The organism is Herbidospora mongoliensis, from assembly GCF_001570545.1.
GTDB lineage: Bacteria > Actinomycetota > Actinomycetes > Streptosporangiales > Streptosporangiaceae > Herbidospora > Herbidospora mongoliensis.
On sequence record NZ_BBXD01000009.1, the window covers coordinates 954,067 to 973,645 of the forward strand.

Annotated in this window: 18 protein-coding genes; 9 read left to right on the plus strand and 9 right to left on the minus strand. The window is 68.9% G+C overall.

All coding sequences use genetic code 11. The annotated features are described in order from the left end of the window. Position 1: 1 nt before the first annotated feature. A complete protein-coding gene (locus AW272_RS08710; protein ID WP_066362424.1) occupies positions 2-1,243 on the minus strand; it encodes an extracellular solute-binding protein in 1,242 nt (413 codons plus the stop codon). Continuing rightward, a complete protein-coding gene (locus AW272_RS08715) occupies positions 1,240-2,241 on the minus strand; it encodes a LacI family DNA-binding transcriptional regulator (protein ID WP_066362426.1) in 1,002 nt (333 codons plus the stop codon). Before AW272_RS08715 ends, AW272_RS08710 begins: the two co-directional genes overlap by 4 nt. A 146-nt stretch (positions 2,242-2,387) precedes the next feature. Between AW272_RS08715 and AW272_RS08720 the strand changes: the two genes are divergently transcribed. Together AW272_RS08720 and AW272_RS08725 are read left to right on the plus strand one after the other, a co-directional pair. Then, entirely contained in the window at positions 2,388-3,065 is a 678-nt protein-coding gene (locus tag AW272_RS08720; protein WP_066362427.1) for a DUF4191 domain-containing protein, read from the plus strand. Then, positions 3,062-3,838, plus strand: coding sequence for a class I SAM-dependent methyltransferase (locus AW272_RS08725; protein WP_066362428.1), 777 nt, complete (start codon positions 3,062-3,064; stop codon positions 3,836-3,838). Before AW272_RS08720 ends, AW272_RS08725 begins: the two co-directional genes overlap by 4 nt. Before the next feature lie 107 nt (positions 3,839-3,945). Here AW272_RS08725 and AW272_RS08730 read toward each other — a convergent pair whose 3' ends face one another. Further along, positions 3,946-4,398, minus strand: a complete 453-nt coding sequence (locus AW272_RS08730; protein WP_066362429.1) for an RDD family protein — start codon at positions 4,396-4,398, stop codon at positions 3,946-3,948. A 188-nt stretch (positions 4,399-4,586) separates the two neighbouring features. Between AW272_RS08730 and glnA the strand changes: the two genes are divergently transcribed. Then, positions 4,587-6,011, plus strand: coding sequence for a type I glutamate--ammonia ligase (glnA, locus tag AW272_RS08735; RefSeq protein WP_066362430.1), 1,425 nt, complete (start codon positions 4,587-4,589; stop codon positions 6,009-6,011). A gap of 49 nt (positions 6,012-6,060) precedes the next feature. On the opposite strand, the gene AW272_RS08740 is transcribed toward glnA, so the two are convergent. Beyond that, positions 6,061-6,537 carry a hypothetical protein gene (locus AW272_RS08740; RefSeq protein WP_066362431.1) on the minus strand — a complete coding sequence of 159 codons (477 nt, stop codon included), beginning with the start codon at positions 6,535-6,537 and terminating at the stop codon, positions 6,061-6,063. A gap of 5 nt (positions 6,538-6,542) precedes the next feature. Then, complete coding sequence (locus tag AW272_RS08745; RefSeq protein ID WP_066362433.1) at positions 6,543-7,715, minus strand: RHS repeat domain-containing protein; 1,173 nt, start codon at positions 7,713-7,715, stop codon at positions 6,543-6,545. A 202-nt stretch (positions 7,716-7,917) separates the two neighbouring features. On the opposite strand from AW272_RS08745, the gene AW272_RS08750 reads away from it, so the two are divergent. Beyond that, a complete protein-coding gene (locus tag AW272_RS08750; protein ID WP_066362434.1) occupies positions 7,918-8,418 on the plus strand; it encodes an SMI1/KNR4 family protein in 501 nt (166 codons plus the stop codon). Positions 8,419-8,437: 19 nt separating this feature from the next. On the opposite strand, the gene AW272_RS08755 is transcribed toward AW272_RS08750, so the two are convergent. Then, the gene (locus tag AW272_RS08755; protein WP_083958113.1) at positions 8,438-9,613 is read right to left on the minus strand and encodes a hemerythrin domain-containing protein; all 1,176 of its coding nucleotides are present in this window, start codon (positions 9,611-9,613) and stop codon (positions 8,438-8,440) included. A gap of 50 nt (positions 9,614-9,663) precedes the next feature. Here AW272_RS08755 and AW272_RS08760 point away from each other — a divergent pair, with 50 nt between their 5' ends. Together AW272_RS08760 and AW272_RS08765 are read left to right on the plus strand one after the other, a co-directional pair. Further along, on the plus strand, positions 9,664-10,311 hold the full coding sequence (locus AW272_RS08760) for a TetR/AcrR family transcriptional regulator (RefSeq protein WP_218010818.1): 648 nt from the start codon (positions 9,664-9,666) through the stop codon (positions 10,309-10,311). Between the two features lie 72 nt (positions 10,312-10,383). Beyond that, positions 10,384-11,445 carry a hypothetical protein gene (locus tag AW272_RS08765; RefSeq protein WP_066362441.1) on the plus strand — a complete coding sequence of 354 codons (1,062 nt, stop codon included), beginning with the start codon at positions 10,384-10,386 and terminating at the stop codon, positions 11,443-11,445. On the opposite strand, the gene AW272_RS08770 is transcribed toward AW272_RS08765, so the two are convergent. From AW272_RS08770 to AW272_RS08780, 3 genes are all read right to left on the minus strand, one after another. Next, complete coding sequence (locus AW272_RS08770; RefSeq protein ID WP_066362443.1) at positions 11,432-12,601, minus strand: hypothetical protein; 1,170 nt, start codon at positions 12,599-12,601, stop codon at positions 11,432-11,434. The genes AW272_RS08765 and AW272_RS08770 overlap by 14 nt on opposite strands. 83 nt (positions 12,602-12,684) lie before the next feature. Beyond that, positions 12,685-15,630 (minus strand): bifunctional [glutamine synthetase] adenylyltransferase/[glutamine synthetase]-adenylyl-L-tyrosine phosphorylase, encoded by a 2,946-nt coding sequence (locus tag AW272_RS08775; RefSeq protein WP_066362620.1) that lies wholly within the window; start codon positions 15,628-15,630, stop codon positions 12,685-12,687. A 185-nt stretch (positions 15,631-15,815) separates the two neighbouring features. Then, positions 15,816-16,523, minus strand: a complete 708-nt coding sequence (locus AW272_RS08780; protein WP_066362444.1) for a type 1 glutamine amidotransferase — start codon at positions 16,521-16,523, stop codon at positions 15,816-15,818. A gap of 43 nt (positions 16,524-16,566) precedes the next feature. Here AW272_RS08780 and AW272_RS08785 point away from each other — a divergent pair, with 43 nt between their 5' ends. The 3 genes from AW272_RS08785 to AW272_RS08795 all read left to right on the plus strand — a co-directional run bounded on the left by AW272_RS08785 (position 16,567) and on the right by AW272_RS08795 (position 19,572). Beyond that, positions 16,567-17,430 carry an alpha/beta hydrolase gene (locus tag AW272_RS08785; RefSeq protein WP_066362445.1) on the plus strand — a complete coding sequence of 288 codons (864 nt, stop codon included), beginning with the start codon at positions 16,567-16,569 and terminating at the stop codon, positions 17,428-17,430. Between the two features lie 82 nt (positions 17,431-17,512). Continuing rightward, a complete protein-coding gene (locus tag AW272_RS08790; protein ID WP_066362446.1) occupies positions 17,513-17,989 on the plus strand; it encodes a nucleotide exchange factor GrpE in 477 nt (158 codons plus the stop codon). Continuing rightward, on the plus strand, positions 17,989-19,572 hold the full coding sequence (locus tag AW272_RS08795; protein ID WP_066362447.1) for an Hsp70 family protein: 1,584 nt from the start codon (positions 17,989-17,991) through the stop codon (positions 19,570-19,572). Before AW272_RS08790 ends, AW272_RS08795 begins: the two co-directional genes overlap by 1 nt. Positions 19,573-19,579 lie beyond the last annotated feature (7 nt).

Genomic DNA, 19,579 nt, shown 5'->3' on the forward strand with positions numbered 1-19,579 from the left:
ATCAGGCCCCGGTGCCGATCTGGTCGGCCTGCTCCTGCATGCGCTTGGCGGTGGTGGCCGCGTCCTGCTTGCCGAGGGCGTACTTCTCCAGCTCGACCTCCATCACCCGGGCCACCTGCTCCCAGGTCGGCACGGGCGGGGCCGACTTGGCGTCCTTGAGCTGCTCACCGAAGACCTGGACGCGTTCGTCGGCGGTCAGCGCCGGTTCCTGCCAGGCGGCCTCGACGCTGGGCAGCGCGGACGCCGTCGTGTACCACTCGGCCTGCACCTTCGGGTCGGTCAGCCAGGTCAGGAACTTCCAGGCGGCGTCGCGGTTGGGCTTGTCCTTGAAGACGACCATGTTGCTGCCGCCGACCAGGCTGGTGCCGCCGGCCGGGCCCTTGGGATAGGGCGCGACGGTGAACTTGTCCTTGAAGCCGTCGCCGCCCTCCTGCTCCATCGAGGTGATCATCCAGGGGCCGGAGTAGAACGCGCCGACCCGGCCGCTGACGAAGGTCTGCGGGAACGCGCCCGTCGGCTGGTTCGTCACGGCGAGTTCGTCCTTGAAGAAGGAGCCCCAGTGCTCCAGGGCCTGGGTCATCTCCGGGGTGTCGAGGGTCCACTTGCCGTCGGCCTGGAAGTCGCCCCCGGCCTGGTAGAGCAGCGGGGCCACCTCCTGCCAGGAGCCGGTCCGGAAGTTCTGCTCGACGCCCAGTTCGGCGCCGTTGTCCTTGAGAGTCTTGACGAAGCCGGTGACCTCGTCCCAGGTGGCCGGGGCCTTGGCGTCCTTGGCCAGGTCGGTTCGGTAGTAGAAGGCGCGGGTCTCGACGTACCAGGGGATGCCGTAGGCGGCGCCCTCGATGACGCCGGTGCCCCACGCGCCGGGGAAGAAGGCGTTCTGGTCGACCAGGGCGGCGGGGGTGGCCTCGATCGCGCCGGTCTTCACCATCTCGCCCATCCAGGTGTTGCCGATCATCGAGACGTCGGGGGTGGCGTTCCCCGCGATGGCGGCGGTGATCTTGTCGTGGGCGACGTCCCAGCCCAGGGCCGTGACGTTGACGGTGATGCCGGGGTTGGCCTGCTCGAACTTCTGGGCGAACGCGTCGAGCTTCTCCCCCTCGGTGCCCATCGCCCAGACGGTGACGGTTCCACTGGCCTTGGCGGTGTCGACGGCCTGCGCCTCTTCCGCGCCGCCACCGGAGTCGCGGCCGCAAGCGGTGGCGGCCAGGGCGACGGCGAGCAGGCCTATGGCGTACTTCTTCACTGTTCCTCCTGTGCTGGGGGGTGCGGGCCACAGCTCGACCTGATGACGAGGTCGGTGGCCAGAACGCGCGTGGTGTTCGTGGGCTCCACTCCGGCGATCAGCTCGTCCAGGACGCGGGCGGCGGCGCCGCCGAGCTCGCGCAGGGGCTGGCGCACGGTGGTGAGGGCCGGGCGGGCGTGGCGGGCGGCCATGATGTCGTCCCAGCCGGTGACGGCGACGTCGCCGGGAATCTTCAGGTTCAGTTCCTCGGCGGCCAGGATCACGCCGAGGGCGACCTGGTCGTCGGCGCACATGACCACGTCGGGGTTGTCCGGGAGCAGCCTCAGCCCGGCTTCGTAGCCGCCTTCGACCGTGTACGGGCACTCGACCGGTCGCGGCACCGGGATCCCGTGGAGGCCGAGGGTGCGGGCGACCGCTGTCCAGCGCTGGCTGACGTCGCCCTCGTCGTGGCCGCCGGCCAGCGCGAACGCGCGGTGGCCGTGGGCGATCAGGTGCACGGCCAGCGCCTCGGCGGCGCCTCCGTTCTCACTGCGCACGGCCTCGGTGCCCGGGTGGGCGTCGCGGGCCAGCAGCACCGTGGGCAGGCCCGATTCGGCCAGCTCGGTGAGCATGGCGTCGGAGAGCGTCTGACCGAACACGACGAGCCCGTCCACCCGGGTGGCCAGGTCTTTCACCGTCGCCGGGACACCGTCGCGATCGCGCGTGGACAGGATCAGGACCGACCGGCCGAGTTCGGCGGCGACCTCCTCGTATCCGAGGAGCACTTCGGCGAAGTAGGGCCCCGACAGGTCGGGGAAGACGATCCCGTTGGCGGCGTGGCGGCCCTCGGCGAGCGAGACGCCGAGGCGGCTGGGTGTGAACTTGAGCTGCTCGACCGCCCGCTGGACCTTCTCACGGGTCGCCGCCGACACCGGACCGGTGTTGCGCAGCGCCCGGGAGACCGTGGCGATGGACACCCCGGCCAAACGTGCGACTTCGTAGATCGTCGAGTCGGACACCCGTGCTCCTCGTGTGTGTAAGCGCTTCCACTGCCCCGACAGTGAAGCACGTCACACCGAGATTTATTACGGTTTTATAACTACGGCCCCGACCGGCGAAGGTCACGTTTTCACACTTGGAGCCGGGGATTTGTATCCTTCAGAGCATGGCGAAGGACTCGGCGAACCCAGGCCGCATCAAGCAGCTCAGGATGGTCGCGCAGATCATCAAGAAGGCCAATCCCAAGGGGATGCCGCTCGTATACCTGACGGTCGTCGGCGTGATCGCGCTGGCGGTCGTCATCGGTCTGCTGACCGGCGCGTTCTGGTATGTGATCATTCTCGGCATCCCGGTCGCGCTGCTGGCCGGCATGCTGCTGTTCGGCCGGTTCGCTCAGCGGGCCCAATATTCGATGCTCCACGGCCAGCCCGGCGCGGTCTACGCGATCCTCCAGGGCATGCGCGGGAACTGGATGGTCGAGGAGAAGCCGGTCGCGGTCAACCGCGAGCAGGACCTGGTCTTCCGCCTGGTCGGCTACCCCGGCGTCATCCTCGTCTCCGAGGGTCCGGGCACCCGCGTCCAGAAGATGCTGGTGGCCGAGAAGAAGCGGGTCCAGCGGGTCGCCATCGACGTGCCGGTCTACGACGTGCAGTGCGGCGACGCCGAGGGTCAGGTGCCGCTGGCCAAGCTGCAGCGCCACCTGATGAAGCTGCCGCGCAACCTGAAGAAGCCGGCCGTCTCCGAGGTCAACAACCGCATGCGCGCGCTGACCCCGTCGATCCCGATGCCCAAGGGCCCGCTGCCCAAGGGCGCGCGGCTGCCGAAGGGCGTCCGTCCCCGGTGACGACCCCGGACAGCTTGATCTCCTCGAAGGCCAACCGGGGCTACTGGGATTCCGCGGCCGACGACTACCAGGCCGAACACGGGTCCTTTCTCCGTGACGACGGGTTCATCTGGGGCCCCGAAGGGCTCGACGAGTCCTCGGCCTCGCTGCTCGGCGAGGTCCGGGGGCTCTCGGTTCTCGAGGTCGGATGCGGCGCGGGCCAGTGCGGGCGTTACCTCACCGCGCAGGGCGCGTCGGTGGCGGCGTTCGATGTGTCGCACCGGCAGTTGCAGCATTCCCGCCGCATCGATCTCGATTCCGGTACGTCTCTGCCGGTCGTCCAGGCCGACGCCGAGAAGATCCCGTTCCTGGACGACAGTTTCGACCTCGCCTGCTCGGCCTTCGGCGCGCTGCCGTTCGTCGCCGACGCCACCAACACGCTGCGCGAGGTCTCCCGGGTGCTGAAGCCGGGTGGGCAGTTCGTCTTCGCCGTGTCCCACCCGATGCGCTGGGCCTTTCCCGACGACCCCGGTCCCGGGGGGCTGACGAGCGACCGGTCCTATTTCGACCGCACGCCCTACCTGGAGCAGAACGAGGCGGGCGAGGTGACGTATGTGGAGCACCACCGCACGATGGGCGACTGGATCAAGGCGATCACCCGTGCGGGGCTGCGTCTCGACGAACTGGTCGAACCCGAATGGCCTGACGGTCACGACCGGATCTGGGGCGGCTGGAGCCCGTTGCGCGGCCGGCACTTCCCCGGGACGGCGATCTTCCGGGTCACTTCTCCCTGACTCGTCGGCGAGCTGGGCGGGCGCGGCCGGTTGGCGCCGGTCGCGGCGCCCGGCCGGGGGCGGTGGGCGGCGCATTGGCAGGCGGAGCCGTAACAGAGAAGAAGCTTTTACTTCTCGCGGACGACGACGGTTCCGGCGGAGCGGTCGTGGAGCCCGCGCTGGTCCTTGTCGAAGATCAGCGCCGGGATCGCCAGGACGAGCAGGACGGTCCGGATCAGCACCGATTTCGGGGAAGGCTGGCCGCCGGCCAGGGTCACGACCCTGATGTTGACCAGACGCATGCCGAAGGTCATGCCCATCGTGCCGACGAGCAAGATGTATTCGAGCGCGAGGATGCCCATCGTCACCCAGGCGGCGTCGGGGCCCTTGATGTTCAGCAGCCACTGTGTGATCGCCCAGGCGCAGATCAGCCAGTCGATCAGCAGTGCCGCCAGGCGCCGGCCGAATCGCGCGACCGAACCTTTACCCTGCTCGGGCAGGCCCAGCCGCTCGCCTGGATAGGCTTGAACGGCGGGCGTGCCGCTCAGCCAGGTCTGCGTCCAGCGGGGCTCTTTGCTCATGGATCCAGGGTAATGGCCCCCCTATTCGGTCGTCACGATGACCTGCGGCGACGGCGGCAATTACACCCTGCGGTCAGGTTTCGACAGCGTGCTTCCCATTAACACGTGTGAAACATACGAGACACCCGACGGTAACGGCACAGTCCTACTTTCAGTCTGCTAAGCCAGTGCCCCTGGGAGGTTCGAGAGTGTTTAACTCCGCCGACGACGTCCTGTCGTACATCCGGGACGAAGGCGTGCAGTTCGTTGACGTCAGGTTCACCGACCTGCCTGGGACGACTCACCACTTCACTTTCCCCGTCGAGAACTTCGGCCCCAACGTCTTCACCGACGGCCTCATGTTCGACGGGTCGTCGATCCGAGGATTCCAGGCCATTCACGAGTCGGACATGCTGCTGCTGCCCGACCCGTCCACGGCCGTCCTCGACCCGTTCCGCCAGCACAAGACGCTCAACATCAACTTCTTCGTGCACGACCCGCTGACCGGCGAGGCCTACAGCCGCGACCCGCGTAACGTGGCGCGCAAGGCCGAGGAGTACCTCAAGGGCACCGGCATCGCCGACACGGTCTACTTCGGCCCCGAGGCCGAGTTCTACATCTTCGACGACGTGCGCTTCCAGACCAACCAGCACTCGTCGTTCTACTACATCGACTCGATCGAGGGCGCCTGGAACACCGGCACCGCGACCGAGGGCGGCAACCTGGGCTACAAGCCGCGCTACAAGGGCGGCTACTTCCCGGTCCCGCCGATGGACCACTTCACCGACCTGCGCTCGGAGATGGTCCGCCGTCTGATCGACTCGGGCATCGAGACCGAGATGCAGCACCACGAGGTGGGCACCGCCGGTCAGGCCGAGATCGACTTCCGCTTCGGCACGCTGCTCAAGACCGCCGACAAGCTGATGTTGTACAAGTACATCATCAAGAGCACGGCCCTCGAATACGGCCACACGGTGACCTTCATGCCGAAGCCCATCTTCGGCGACAACGGCTCGGGCATGCACTGCCACCAGTCGCTGTGGAAGGACGGCGAGCCGCTGTTCTACGACGAGGTCGGCTACGCCGGTCTGTCGGACATCGCGCGCTACTACATCGGCGGCCTGCTCAAGCACGCGCCGTCGCTGCTGGCCTTCACGAACCCGACGGTGAACAGCTACCACCGGCTCGTTCCCGGCTACGAGGCTCCGGTGAACCTCGTCTACTCGCAGCGGAACCGGTCCGCCTGTGTTCGTATTCCGATCACGGGGTCGAACCCGAAGGCGAAGCGCATCGAGTTCCGGGTTCCCGACCCGTCGTGCAACCCTTACTTCGCGTTCGCGGCCATGCTGATGGCGGGCATCGACGGCATCCGCAACAAGATCGAGCCGCCGGAGCCGGTCGACAAGGACCTCTACGAGCTTCCCCCGGAGGAGGCGCGTTCGGTTCCTCAGGTTCCGGGTTCGCTGCCCGAGGTGCTCGAGGCCCTGGAGGCCGACCACGACTATCTCCTCGAGGGCGGCGTGTTCACGCCCGACCTCATCGAGACGTGGATCGCCTACAAGCGCGAGAACGAGATCGACCCGATCCGTCTCCGGCCGCACCCGCACGAGTTCGAGCTGTACTACGACGTTTAATCGTCACGTTTTCACAAAAGGCCGCCGGTTTCACCGGCGGCCTTTTGCGTTATCCGTCCGCCGGGAACCACGCCATGACGAGCATGGTGTCCGGGTGACGGTCCATCTTGACGAAGAAGGTTTCGATACGCCGGCCGTCGACCTGCTTTTCCACGCCGGCGATGACGGTACTTCCTTCTTGGGCCTCTTCGGCGACGCGGGCGGCGGAGACCTGACTCCATTCCAGGGGAAGGAACCTCTTCATCAGCTCATCCGAGGACGCGCCGTCGACGTACACGCTGATCGAGGGCTCCTCCTCGGGTGGAGCGCAGCCACTGTCTCCGTCGACCTGGCTACGGCCTTCCAAGGGAAGGATCGGCACGATGATCTCCGATAACCTCCCGATCTCCACCTCGCTCTCGCGCACGCAGTCCGGGTCCTCCCGTTGAAAGATGAACGCCAGGTAGCGGTCTATCCCGATGACCGCCACCAGACCGATCAGCACCACCACCGCCGCGATCGCCCCAACGAACAGCTTGAGTCGCACTGCACCTACTTGCGATAGTCACTTGGGGACTTCAACGCCCCGTCTGCCCATGCCTGCTCGCAGATGGCCTTGATCTCCTTGAAGTATTTTTTTATTCGGGCTTCTCTGGTTCCAGGGCCGGTCCGGATCTTCTCGATGCGATCTGCGTAGATGTATGCCAGGCCCTGTGCGACATTATTGTTCCATCGGTCGGCCTTGGTATCAGGATCGTTCTTGGAGTTTCCCTTTTCGTGATTCTCCGCGACCTTCTGTGCAACTTCCTCGCCACAGGTGTCCGTGAGCGCCATCTGCCAGATACAGTGCCTGATCGCGTTCACTTTGCACGGTTTGTTCCGCGAGCAGCCGTCTTTCTCGGAGTGACCCTTACCGCTCAGCTTCTGCGCGTATCTGCCCCACTCCATGACAATGAGGCACTCCCCCGCCGAAATTCCTCTGCACTCCGGAGGGAGGGGGACCTTTTTCAACCGGGCCGAGCTTTCCGCCATCCGCATTCCCAGGTTCTCCCCGAGTTCCGAGAGGATGGAGGACTCGCCTTCCGCCTCCTCCTCGGCAAGGTCGGGCAGCGGCTGACGCCTCGGGCAACCGGGGTCGTTCTCCTCTTCGTCGCAGCGATCGGCGTAGATCTCCACCGGGAGAAGGCCGGAGGGGTCGGTTTTGCCGAGCGGGTCACCGGCGGCGTACGAGTAGGAATTGCCAAGCCCAGGCTTGTCGATATCCAAGATCGGATCAGGGCTGATGAAGCGGGCCTGTCCGGGAGCGTAGAAGCGGGCGTTCATGTACACGAGTGACGACACCGGATCCTCCTGCTGACCCAGGAATCCTCTTGTCGTTCCGGGGATGTCGTCGCGGGAGCCGCGGCGTTCTCCGAACGGCAGATATTTCTGCCTTTCGACGGTTCCCGTCGCGCCCAGTGACAGTTCAATGCTTCCCGACAGGCCAGCCAGCAGCCAGGTGGGCTCCGCCTGTCCGCCCTGGCGCATCGCCAAGGTGATGCCGTCGGCCGCCTGGTAGTAGCGGCGTCCCACGACGGCGCCAGCAGTGGCTTCGAGCTCCATCATCCCCAGGTACAGAACCGATTTGCCGGCCTCGCGGCGCAGCAGCCGCTTGCCGGTCGAGGTGGCTGAGAACCGGCGGGCATGATCTCCTGGCACGAGCTCCTTGAGGACATGAACCGGCATAAGTCTGCAGCCGGCCCAGCGAGACCTGCGTGATCTCACGGTCGCGGGCACCATCGAAGCGGTCGGGCGTACCCGGGCCCGTTTCTACCCGGCTGGGCCTCGGTTCCCGCAGGACGTGCTGGAGATCGCGACTCACCGACCCTTGCCAGCAGCAGGTCCGAGCGCAGGGAGACTTTGTCGGTCGGGTCGTTAGGGTTCCGACGTGACCGCTTGGGATGATCTTCTACAGCTGGCCGGTGGCCCCGGGGTCAGCGAGGCCGACCTGCTCTTACACGAGGAGCGGCTGAGCGTGCGGCTGCCGCCGAGCTATCGCGAGTTCCTCATGGCCGCCGACGGGTGGGATCCGGAGAAGGCGCTGGCCCCGCGCCTGCGGCCGGTGGCCGAGGTCAGGTGGGCGCGGGACGTCGATCCGTATCTGGCCGAAGGCTGGGGTGATGATGATCTTCCGCGGGTTCCGGACGAGGAGTACTTCATCTACGGGCCCGAGCAGGACTGCTCGCTTCACTTCCGGCCCGAATACCTGCCGGACACGCTCTGCGTCTCCATCTGGGACGACGGGCAGATCGTCCTGCTCAACCCCGCGATCGTCTTCCCCGACGGGGAGTGGGAGGCCTGGGATCTCGCCTCCTGGCATCCCGGCGCGGTCCGGTATCGATCGTTCCGTGAGCTCGCTCTGGACATGTACGCGGACGAGACGGATTAGCGGCCTCCCGCTGGGGTGCTCATGAGGCCCATCTGAACGCGGTGCGGTGCTCGCGCATGAACCGGCGGCGGGTCAGCGCGAGGACGAGACGGATCAGCGGCCCGCCCTCGGTAAAGGCCGCCTCGAACTGCTCCGCCGGCACCTCCAGCACCGTCCACGGCACCGCGAAGGCGAGATCGGCGAACCTGAACTCGGCCCGCGCGGCCTTCTCGCTGTCGAGCCACGCCGCCATCGACAGGTGCCGCTGCACGAGCGGCAGCGCCTCGGTCTCCTCGTGGGCCAGGTGGTCGTCGAGCACCTCGCGGAAGCGGGCGACGTCGGCGGCCAGGCGGTCGCGGGTCGGGGCGTCGGGGATCCGGGTCATCCCGCGGAAGCCCTCGGCGCACTTCTCCAGCAGCGGGTCGATCAGGTCGTGCTCGGCCTCCATCGCCGCCATCGTCGCGGCCACGTCGGCGCGCTCCAGGACGCGGGGCCAGATCGAGGTGTCCTCGATCGTGTGGTGGTGGTGCAGGGTGGTCGAGAAGGCCGTCCAGCGGCGGGCGAGGGCGGCCCAGACCTCGTGGTCGGTGAGCGGGGTGGCGGGCACCGCGCGGGACAGGTCGCGCAGGTCGCGGCGGAAGGCGTGGTGCATCACGTACATGTTGCTCAGCGGGATCGAGCCCTCGGCCGTGTGCGCCTGGCCGAGCCGGGCCTGGCGGACGTTCGCGCGCCCCTCGACCAGGTCGGCGATGCGGTCGAGCGAGCGGGCCATGTCGGGGCGGCGGTCGCGGTGGCGGGGCAGCAGGAGTGCGGCCGTGCGCTGCCGGCCCGGGGTCAGCACGTGGACGATCTCGTAGGCGTGGGTGACCAGGGTGCCGCCCTCGACGGGCTCGAACCGGAAGGTCCACACGGTCGAGTCGGTGGTCTTGCCGGCCAGGATCGTCCGGAACGCGAACTCACGCCCGGGATCGGCGGTGACGACCTCGCACTCGCGGGTCCAGCGCCAGAACGACGACCGGTTGAGCCCTTCGAACCGCGCGCCCACGCCTCGTTCGTCGCCGAGCCAGGTGCACCGGCGGGTCTCCGGGCTCCATTCGGGTGTACGGGTGACGTCGGCCACCCACCGATAGAGGTGCGGCGGATCGGCGGCGATGACGCGCGACACGCTCCCCTTCTGGCGTAAGGCCTGGGGCGGGGTGGTCGATATGGCCGTCATCACGTCTCCTTTGCTAGTATTCGATCCAGTCAAACTTGAATGGATACATGATGACTGTAGCCAAAAATCCGGACCCGTCAAGGAGGTACCGTTCGCCCCTGCGCGAGGAGCAGGCCCGGCGAACGCACGCCGCCGTGATCGAGGCGGCGACCGCGTGTTTCGTGGAGAAGGGCTACGCCGCGACGACGATGAAGGACATCGCCGCCCGCGCCTCGGTGTCGGTGGAGACGGTCTACGGCCAAGGCGGCAAGGCGTCCCTGCTGCTCGCGGCGGTCGACCGCACCCTGACCGGCGACGACCTCCCCGAGCCCGTGATCGAACGCGCTCCGCTGCGCGGCGTCAGAGAAGCGCCCGACGCGCGGGAGGCGCTGCGCCGGTTCCGCGACCTCCTGGTCGAGGGCCTGCCGCGCGCATTGCCGCTCATGTACGTGTTCCACGTCTCGGCGGGGGCCGACCAGGAGATCGGGGCGGCGTACGCGACCTATGAGGAACGCCGTCTGGCCGACATGACGAAGATCGCCGAAGCCCTGGAGCCCGGCCTGCGCGTCCCGGTGGCGGAGGCGGCCGACGTGATCTGGGCCCTGGTCAGCACGGCCTCGATCCGCGCTCTGGTCGTCGACCGGGGCTGGGGCGTCGAACGCTGGGCCGACTGGGTGACGGCGACCCTGGAACGGACGCTGCTGGACGACATCAGCTAGGGCGGCCTCGCGGGACGTCGGCCACCAAATAGGGTCTAAGCCGCTGTGATCATCTGAAACCGGGAGTGAACGATGCCGCCCCTGACCGCGTTCGAGGAGTTCTCGGACAACCTCGACTCCGCCCAGCGCCTGATGTCCACCGGTGAGAGCCTGGGCGCCCTGGGCGCGGCGTCGATCCGCGACGTCGCCGACCTCTACCGGGCCGCCTGGTCGCAGGCCGTGGCCGGCCTCGACCACTGGATCGCGCGGGAGATCGCCGACCGGGCGGTGGCGCTCGCGCTCGACCCCGGCCTGCCCCGGCCGCGCGGATACCTCCGGCTGGACATCCCGATGGAGCTGTTCGAGCAGGTCCATCTGCGCGGGGCCGACCTCCGCGAGGCGCTGACTGCGCACTGGCGCGAGAGGTTCGCCCGCGTCACCTACCAGCGGCCGGACGCCATCGGCGACGGCCTCGCCCAGGTGGTGGACGGGGATCTGTGGCCGCGCGTGGCCGCGGAGATGACCGCGGCGGGCCGCGCCGTGACACCCGGCCAGGTCCGCGAGCGCCTCCACGGCATCGTCGACCGGCGTGACCGGATCGCGCACAGCGCCGATCGGAGTGCCTCCCCCGAGCCGGGGCGCACTCCGCTCTCCGCCGCCGACACGAGGGCCGCCATCGCGTGGCTGCGCGAGCTGGGGACGGCGGTCCTCGCCGTGCTGGGCGGCCCGATCGCGACGGCCGCACCGGCGGTTCCGAAGGCTCCGGTGGCTCCGGCCGTCGCACCCGCCGCCGGCCGCGCTCGGTCGGCGAAGCCGTTCTGGCGATCGGCGCTGGAGCGGCGTCTGTACAAATTCGCCCTGGAAGAGGGCTTCGAACTGCTGGAGGCCACGGACGAGGTGCTGTACCTGTACGGCGAGGACCGCAAGAGCGTCCTGTGCCTCGACCGGGAGCAGGCCTCAAAGGGGGCCGTGGTCGTGGCACTTCCGCCGACGACCGATCCGTCGGGCTTCGACGCCGATCCCGAGCTGACGATCGACAGGGAAGGGCGGAACGCGAACTTCGACGCGTTCCTCGGCGACATGGCCCCCAAGGGGTTCCTGATCGTCACCTGCGGCGGCAAGGACGCCTTTCAGCGGCTCCTCAAGACGGTGTGACCTGGGTCTTCGACTTCAGGCCCGTCACCCGGCGGAGCATGTCCCACCAGAACGACGAGCCGAACAGCAGGGCCACCAGCGTCAGCAGGAACCCCGGCCAGTGGCTCGGGCTCCTCAGCCGGTCCCACCAGTCGCCGCCGCCCCACTTCCAGACCGGGGTCCCCGTCGTGGGGATCTCGGCGCTGACCGGGGAGTGGGTGAAGATCTTCACGAAGGCGGGGGTGCTCAGGACCTCGGTCACGCACGCGTAGGTGTCCTGCTCGGGTGCGCACTGGTCCTTGATGGGCCCGAGGGCCGCCTCGCCCTGCTCGGCGAAGGCGGCGATGGCCGAGCGGTAGGCGCTGTCGTTGAGCAGGGTCTTGCCGTACTCCAGGGAGTCCATGCTGAACAGCAGCGTCACCAGCAGTGACAGCACCCCGACGGCCACCCGCACGAAGCGGCGGTAGAGGACCGTCAGCCGTTCCATCTCGCCGTTGAACCAGTCTTCGACGCCCTTCCTGAACGTCTCCAGGTCGACCCCGGCCTTGGCCCACATGCCCGCCAGCGGCCGGTAGAGCGGGGAGTCGAGCCGCTTCAGCTCGGCCAGCAGGGCGTCGACGCCGCCTCGTTCACTGGCGATCTCCAGCACCGCGACGCTGAAGCGCGAGGGCGGGATGTCGGCGATCGACGTCTTCCCCTGGCGGGACTCGTCGATCTCCTGGAGCCGCTCGTGGAGCAGGTCGGTGAAGCGTTCGCCCTGGTGGGCGGGCGCCTGTTCGGAGTTGGCGGGGGCGATGTCGACCGGGGCGGGGGTGGGGCTGAACTTCGGCCGGGGGTCCTTGCCGAAGGGGAGTTTGACGAAGACGCCGAGGATGGTCGCCGGCAGGCGCGACCGGGTGGCGTTGCGCAGCGGCGGAAGCAGGTCGGCGAGGGCGCTCCGGAGGCGTCGCCCCAGGGCGGACACCCCGCGCAGCCGCCGGTCGAGCCACCGCACGAAGCCGGACACGCGGTTGATCTGCTCGCCACCGTCGAGGGTGTCGCGCAGGTAGGCCCAGAGGAACTTGCTCCGGATCCCCAATAATCGGACGACGCCCTCATTCAACCCGCTGACGAGCAGGGATAAGAGCAGGAACGCGAGCACCAGCCCAATGGCCAGATCTACGTAGTACGAGACCATTGGACCGTGATACACCCCTGCCGTAAGCGCCGCAACCGGCTGATCACTCTTCGCACAGGACGCTTTCGACCATAGGTGGGTGATCAGTCCTCGTAGAAGACCCGCTCCACCACCGCGCGCGCCCGCCTCGTCGTCCTCCGGTAGTCGTCGATGAAGTCCTCCGACCCGTCCGGCGGGTAGCCGAGTGCCCTCGACACCAGCGCGCGTTCCCGGACCAGGCCGGGGATCGAGTCGGCCGAGCGGCCCTTCACGAGCATGATGGCGTCGCGCACCCGCGAGGCGAAGCGCCAGGCGTCGGCGAGGGTCTGTTCGTCCGTCGCGTCCAGCAGTCCCTCGCCGACTGCCGAACGCAACGTGTCCAGTGTGCGGGTGGTCCGCAGGGCGGGGACCATCCCGGCGTGCCGCAGCTGGAGGAGCTGGGCCACCCACTCCACGTCGGACAGGCCGCCCCGGCCCAGCTTCGTGTGCAGGGTGGGGTCGGCGCCCCGGGGCAGGCGCTCGGCCTCCATCCGGGCCTTCAGCTTGCGGATCTGCAGCAGCGCGTCGGGGGCCAGGCCCTCTTCGCGGTAGCGCAGCGGGTCGATCAGCGCCATGAACTCCGTGCCCAGGTCGAAGTCGCCCGCGCAGAACCGCGCCCGCAGCAGCGCCTGCGCCTCCCACGGAGACGACCAGCGCTCGTAATAGGCCCGGTACGAGGAGATCGTCCGCACCAAGGGCCCTTGCCGGCCTTCGGGGCGCAGGCCCGCGTCCACCGCGAGCGGGGGCTCGGGGGTCGGCAGGACCAGCAGGCGGCGCAGTTCCTCGGCCACCGCGTGGGCGGCGTCGGTCGCGTCCTTCTCCTCGGCGCCCTCGCGAGGGGCGTGGACGAACATGACGTCGGCGTCGCTGCTGTACGAGCACTCGAAGCCCCCCAGCCGCCCCATCGCGATGACCGCGATCCGCGTCGGGAACTCGCCGCGCCGTTCCTCGGTCACCTTGCTGATGGCCGCGTTCAGCGCGCCCTCGATGGTCGCGTCGTTGAGCTCCGACAGCGCCTGCCCGACGGCCTCGATGTCGAGATAGCCGGTCAGGTCGGCGCTGGCCACCCGGAACAGTTCCCGCCGCCGCAGCGCCCGGACCGCCGCCACCGACGACTCGGCGTCCTGCCCGTAGCGGGACACCGCCGCGTTGGCCTCGGCGTGCAGCGCCTCGACCGGGCGCACGGCCAGGTCGGCGGCCGAACCCAGCATCCCCACCGCGTCGGGGGAGTGCAGCAGCAACGTCGTGACATAACGCGACGTGCCCAGGAGCTTGGCCAGCCGTTCGGCCACGGCGGTCTCGTCGCGGAGCAGCCGCAGGTACCAGGGCGTCGACCCGAGCTTGTCGCTGATCTGCCGGAACCCCAGCAACCCCGCGTCGGGGTCGGGCGCGTCGGCGAACCAGCCCAGCATGACCGGCAGCAGCGTCCGCTGGATGGCCGCGCGCCGGGAGACCCCGCTGGTCAGCGCGCTGATGTGCCGCAGCGCTCCGGAGGGGTCGGCGTAGCCGAGGGCCTCCAGCCGCGCCTGCGCGGCCGAGGTCGACAGGCGCGTCTCCTCGGACGGCAGCCGGGCGGCGGCCTGGAGCAGCGGCCGGTAGAAGAGCTTCTCGTGCAGCCGCCGCACCTCCAGGGCGTGGCGCTTCCAGGTCGTGGTGAACTCGCCGACCGGGTCGGTGATCATGCCCAGCCCGCGCCCGATCCGCCGCAGGTCGGCGCTGTCGGAGGGCACCACGTGCGTGCGCCGCAACCGGTGCAGCTGGAGCAGGTGCTCGACGTGCCGCAGGAACGAGTAGGCCTCGGCCAGCGCCTTGGCGTCGTCGCGCCCGACGTAGCCGCCCCGCGAGAGGGCGGCGAGAGCGGGCAGGGTCGCCCGGCGGCGCAGCAGCGGGTCTGTCCGTCCGTGGACGAGCTGCAGGAGCTGGACCGCGAACTCGATGTCGCGGAGGCCTCCGGGCCCGAGCTTGATCTGCCGCTCGGCCTCGGAGACACGTACGTGCGCCTCGACCCGGCGTCGCATGGCCTGCACGTCTTCCACGAAGTTCTCCCGGGCCGCGGCTTCCCAGACCATGTCGTTGACGAGCTCGACGTATTCCTCGCCGAGCTCCATGTCACCGGCGACCGGACGCGCCTTGAGCAGGGCCTGGAACTCCCAGGTCTTGGCCCAGCGGCGGTAGTAGGTCAGGTGGCTGTCGAGGGTGCGGACCAGCGGGCCCAGCTTGCCCTCGGGGCGCAGCCCGGCGTCGACCTCCCACAGCGAACCCTCGGGGGTGCTCGTCGTGCACGCCCGCATCATCGCCTGGGCGAGCTTGGTCGCGGCCTTCAGGGCGAGCGTCTCGTCGACGCCCTCCTTGGGCTCGGCCACGAAGATGACGTCGACGTCGGAGATGTAGTTGAGCTCGCGGGCGCCGCACTTGCCCATGCCGATGACGGCCAGCCGCGCCTGGTCCCAGCCGGGCGTCTCGGCGCGGGCGATGGCCAGAGCGGCGTCGAGGGCGGCGGCGGCCAGGTCGGACAGCTCGGCGGCGATCTCGGCCAGGGTCAGCACGCCGGTCACGTCGAGACCGGCCAGGTGCAGCAGGCGGCCCCGGTAGGCGACGCGGAGCGTGTTGAGGGCGTTTTCGCCGGTGGCGACGGGCTCGTGGACGGCCGGGTCGGCGCCGACGGCGAACAGCAGTTCCTCGCGGTGGCTCAGCGGGTCTTCCGGCTCGGGTCCGGTGACGTGTTCGGGGTGGCGCACCACGTAGTCGCCCAGGGCGGCGCTCAGGCCGAGGACGCGCAGCAGGCGGCGGCGCAGACCGGGGTCGGCGCGGAGCGCGCCCAGCACGCTCGGGTCGTTCTCGACGAGCCGGCTCAGGGAGATCAGGGCCAGATCGGGGTCGGCGGCGGAGACCAGGTCGTCGAGCAGGTCGAAGTCGGCTACGGCCTCGGGTCCGAGTGCGTCCAGCAGCCGTTCGGCCCTGGCGCCATCGGCGAATCCGAGGCGGGCCAGGCGCCCGGCGGTGGTCTGCATCCGAAACGCGGCGTTCACCGACCCTTCCTCCGCCTCGATGTCCGCGACGTCAATGCGCAATGGTCTTCCTTCTCCAAGAGGAATCCTCGCGACACGACCACCCGACCGCTACCCCGCGTTTCTCAGTTTTCATGGCCATGTCGTCAACTTCCGCACACGGTAACCCCGAGGCTTGTGCGGCGTCGTTAGTGGTTTCGGACCGTAATCGAACCACTACGCGCGCTTTCCGCGACGATCGCCCCGAATGCTTCCGCCAGCGGCCTCCACGAGGCCACCAGACCAGCTTCGGCGGCACTGACCTGCTCGTTCAACTCTTCAGCGGGGTGTGTTGTCAATTCCGTCGTCCATTCCTCGAAAATGGCGGGAGTGGCCTCGGGATGAAATTGCACCCCCCACGCGTTCGCGCCGATCCGGAACGCCTGGTGTGGATACTGCGCGCCGGTGGCGATGAGGACCGCTCCATCCGGCAGAACCGTCATCGCGTCCTGGTGGTATTGGATCGCCCGGACCGGCCCGGTCAAATGCCCCAGCAGCGGGTCGTCGTTCACCAACGGAACGATCTCCCCCAGGCCGATTTCGAGCCCGTTCACACCGGGCACCACTTCGCCGCCGCAGGCGAGCGTCATGAGCTGGGCCCCCAGGCAGATGCCGAGCGTCGGCACCTCCCGTTCGACCGCGGTGCGCAGCAGCGCCCGGGTCGCGGGCAGCCACGGATAGCCCGCGTCGTCCCACGCCGAAGCCGCGCCGCCGAGGACCAGCAGCCCGTCACCGGGATCCTCCGGTACGGCTTCGCCCAGGTAGGGCCGGTACACCACGACGTCGCCCAGCCACCCGCCGAAATAGCCCAAACCGGCTTCGGCCTCGTGCTCGACGACGGTCACACGCGCGCTCACCCCACGAGCATAAACATGAGCCCTCGTGGGACAGGATGGCGGGATGTACGTAGAGAACGTCCCCGTACCCGGCGGCGAGCTCCGCCTGGCCCGGTTCGGCGGCGGACCCCGTCTGATCATCGCCGTGCACGGCATCACCGCGTCCCTGATGGCCTGGGCGGCCGTCGGTGAGGCCCTCCCCGAGGGGTGGACGCTGGCCGCGATGGACCTGCGCGGCCGGGGCCACAGCCGCGACGTCCCCGGCCCCTACGGCCTCCAGCGGCACGCCGACGACGTGGAGCACGTCGCCCGGCATCTCGGCGCCGACGAGACGACCGTGCTGACCGGCCATTCGATGGGCGCCTACGTGGCGGTCCTGCACTCGGTCGAGCGGGCCTACGCGAAGACGGTCCTGGTCGACGGCGGCCTGCCGCTGCCGCTCCCGCCGGGTGTGAGCGTCGATCAGGCCCTGGAGGCGACCCTCGGCCCGGCCCTCACCCGACTTAGCCAGATATTTCCCAATGAAGATTCTTATGTCGCCTTTTTTAAACAACACCCTGCCTTGCAGGACTGGTCCCCCGCCATCGAGCGCTATGTACGCTACGACGCCCTCCCCGCCGAAGGCGGCATCCGGTCACGCGCGGCCGAACCGGCGGTCCGCGCGGACGGGCGCTGGCTGCTGTCGGAATCCGATGCGATCGGCGCCGCCCTGCACGCCGTCAGGCACCCGTTGTCGCTGATCAGAGCACCCAGAGGGCTGCTCGACCAGGAGGTCGGCCTGCTCCCCGACGCGCTGACCGCGGCCTGGGTGGCAGACCTGCCAGGGCTCACCGACGAAGTCGTCCCCGACTGCAACCACTACACCATCGCGTTCGATCCGCGCTGTGTGCGGATTCTGGTCGAACACCTCACTGATATACGGCAATAGCCATATCTGTTGCGCGCAACAAGAAATTTCCTGAAACTGTGGACGGCGCCATGCTTCTCCGGATCACTTGAACAGGATTCGCATGCTTCCTGAGCACGATCTGACCTCCGACCTCGCGAGCTCTCTCTCGCGGCTCACGGAGGAGGTCGGCCGGGAGCACGAGCGCGCGGCCCACCGCGAGCAGATCATCGACCGGTTGCACGCCGAGAACCAGCAACTGCGCCACGGCCTGCTCCAGGAGGCCCTCACCCCCGTACGCAACGGTCTCTACCGGCTCCACGACACGGTCGCCCGCGAAGCGGCCCGGCTGGAGCCGGGTCATGCGCGCGACCTCTTCGAGGCGATCGCCGAGGAGGTCGCCGAGGTGCTCGCCCGCACCGGCGCCGACCGGATCGAGGTGACCGCCGGAGATCCCTACGACCCGAACCTCCATCGCCCCGCAGGGACGGCCGAAGGACCGGCGAACACGGTGGTCGGCGTGGTCAGTGACGGGTTCCGGTGCGGGGACCGGGTGTTGCGCAAAGCGGGGGTCGTCATAGGAAAAGAGGAGATCAGCTGATGGCCGTGCACGGCATCGACCTGGGCACCACCTACTCCTGCATCGCGAGCGTCGACGAGGTGAGCCGGCCGACCGTCCATCGCAACACCGAGGACACCGACACCACCCCATCGGTGGTGTTCTTCGAGACGCCGGAGAACGTCGTGGTCGGCCAGACCGCCAAGGACAGCGCGGTCCTCGAACCCGACCTGGTGGTCAGCCGGATCAAACGCGACATGGGCCTCGACGTCACCCGGACCATGCACGGCAGGCCGTACACGCCCGAGGAGATCTCGGCGTTCGTGCTGCGGAAGCTGGCCGCCGACGCCGAGATGGCCACCGGCTCCCATGTGGAGGACGTCGTGATCACCGTCCCGGCCTATTTCGGCGCGGCCGAGCGCGACGCGACCCGCAAGGCGGGGCAGATCGCCGGGCTCAACGTGATCGACATCATCTCCGAGCCGATCGCCGCCGCGATCACCTACGGCGTGCTGAACCCCGGGGAGAACTGCCGGATCCTCGTGTACGACCTGGGCGGCGGCACCTTCGACACCACCGTGATCACCCTCCAGGGCGGCGACATCGAGGTCGTCTGCACCGACGGCGACCACGAGCTGGGCGGCGCCGACTGGGACGACCGCCTGGTCGAGCTGCTGGCCGAGCGGTTCCGGCTGGAGCACCCCGACGTGACCGACCCGCTCGACGACAAGCAGACCGAGCAGCAGTTACGCCGCGACGCCGAGGAACTGAAGAAGTCGCTGACCTCGCGGACCAAGCACACCGTCCGGGTGATGCACGACGGCCGGGTGGCCAAGGCCGAGGTGTCGCGGGAGGATTTCGAGCGCCTCACCCGCGACCTGCTCGACCGCACGATCGAGATCACCCGCCGGACCCTGGCGACCGCTCACGCCAAGGGGGTCGAGTCGTTCGACCACCTCGTGCTCGTCGGCGGTTCGTCGAAGATGCCCGCGGTGGCCGAGACGCTGGCCAAGGAACTGGGCGTGCAGCCCCGGTTGCAGGACCCCGACCTCGCGGTGGCCAAGGGCGCGGCCCTCTACGCCTTCGAGGAGACGTACCGGCGACTCCTGGCGGGCGGAGCCCGCGAACAGGCCGAGGAGATGGCCGCCCGCGCGGGCCTGAGCTCGGGCGAGCAGCAGCGCATCGCCGGGCGGACGATCAAGACGGTGGCCTCGCGCGCCTTCGGGATCAAGGCCGTCTCGGTGAACACCCGCCGCGAATACGTGGCGCATCTGGTGCAGGCCAACGACCCGCTGCCCGCCGACGTGACCGAGGGCTTCGCCACGCTCGACGACTACCAGACCCGGGTGGCCATCGAGGTGATGGAGCAGGCCGGCGCGGAGGCGTCGGAGGCGGTGGAGGACAACAACCGGATCGCCGAGGGCGACCTGGCGATCCCGCCGGGGAAACCGGCCGGGTTCCCGATCGAGGTGACGTTCACCCTCGACACCTCGGGGCTGCTGCACGTCACCGCGCGGGAGCACGAGACCGGGCAGGAACTGAGCCTGAACGTCCAGATCGGCGGGATGACGGAGGAGGACGTCGCCGAGTCGCGCGCGAGCCTGTCGCACCTGACGGTCAGCTGACCCCGCG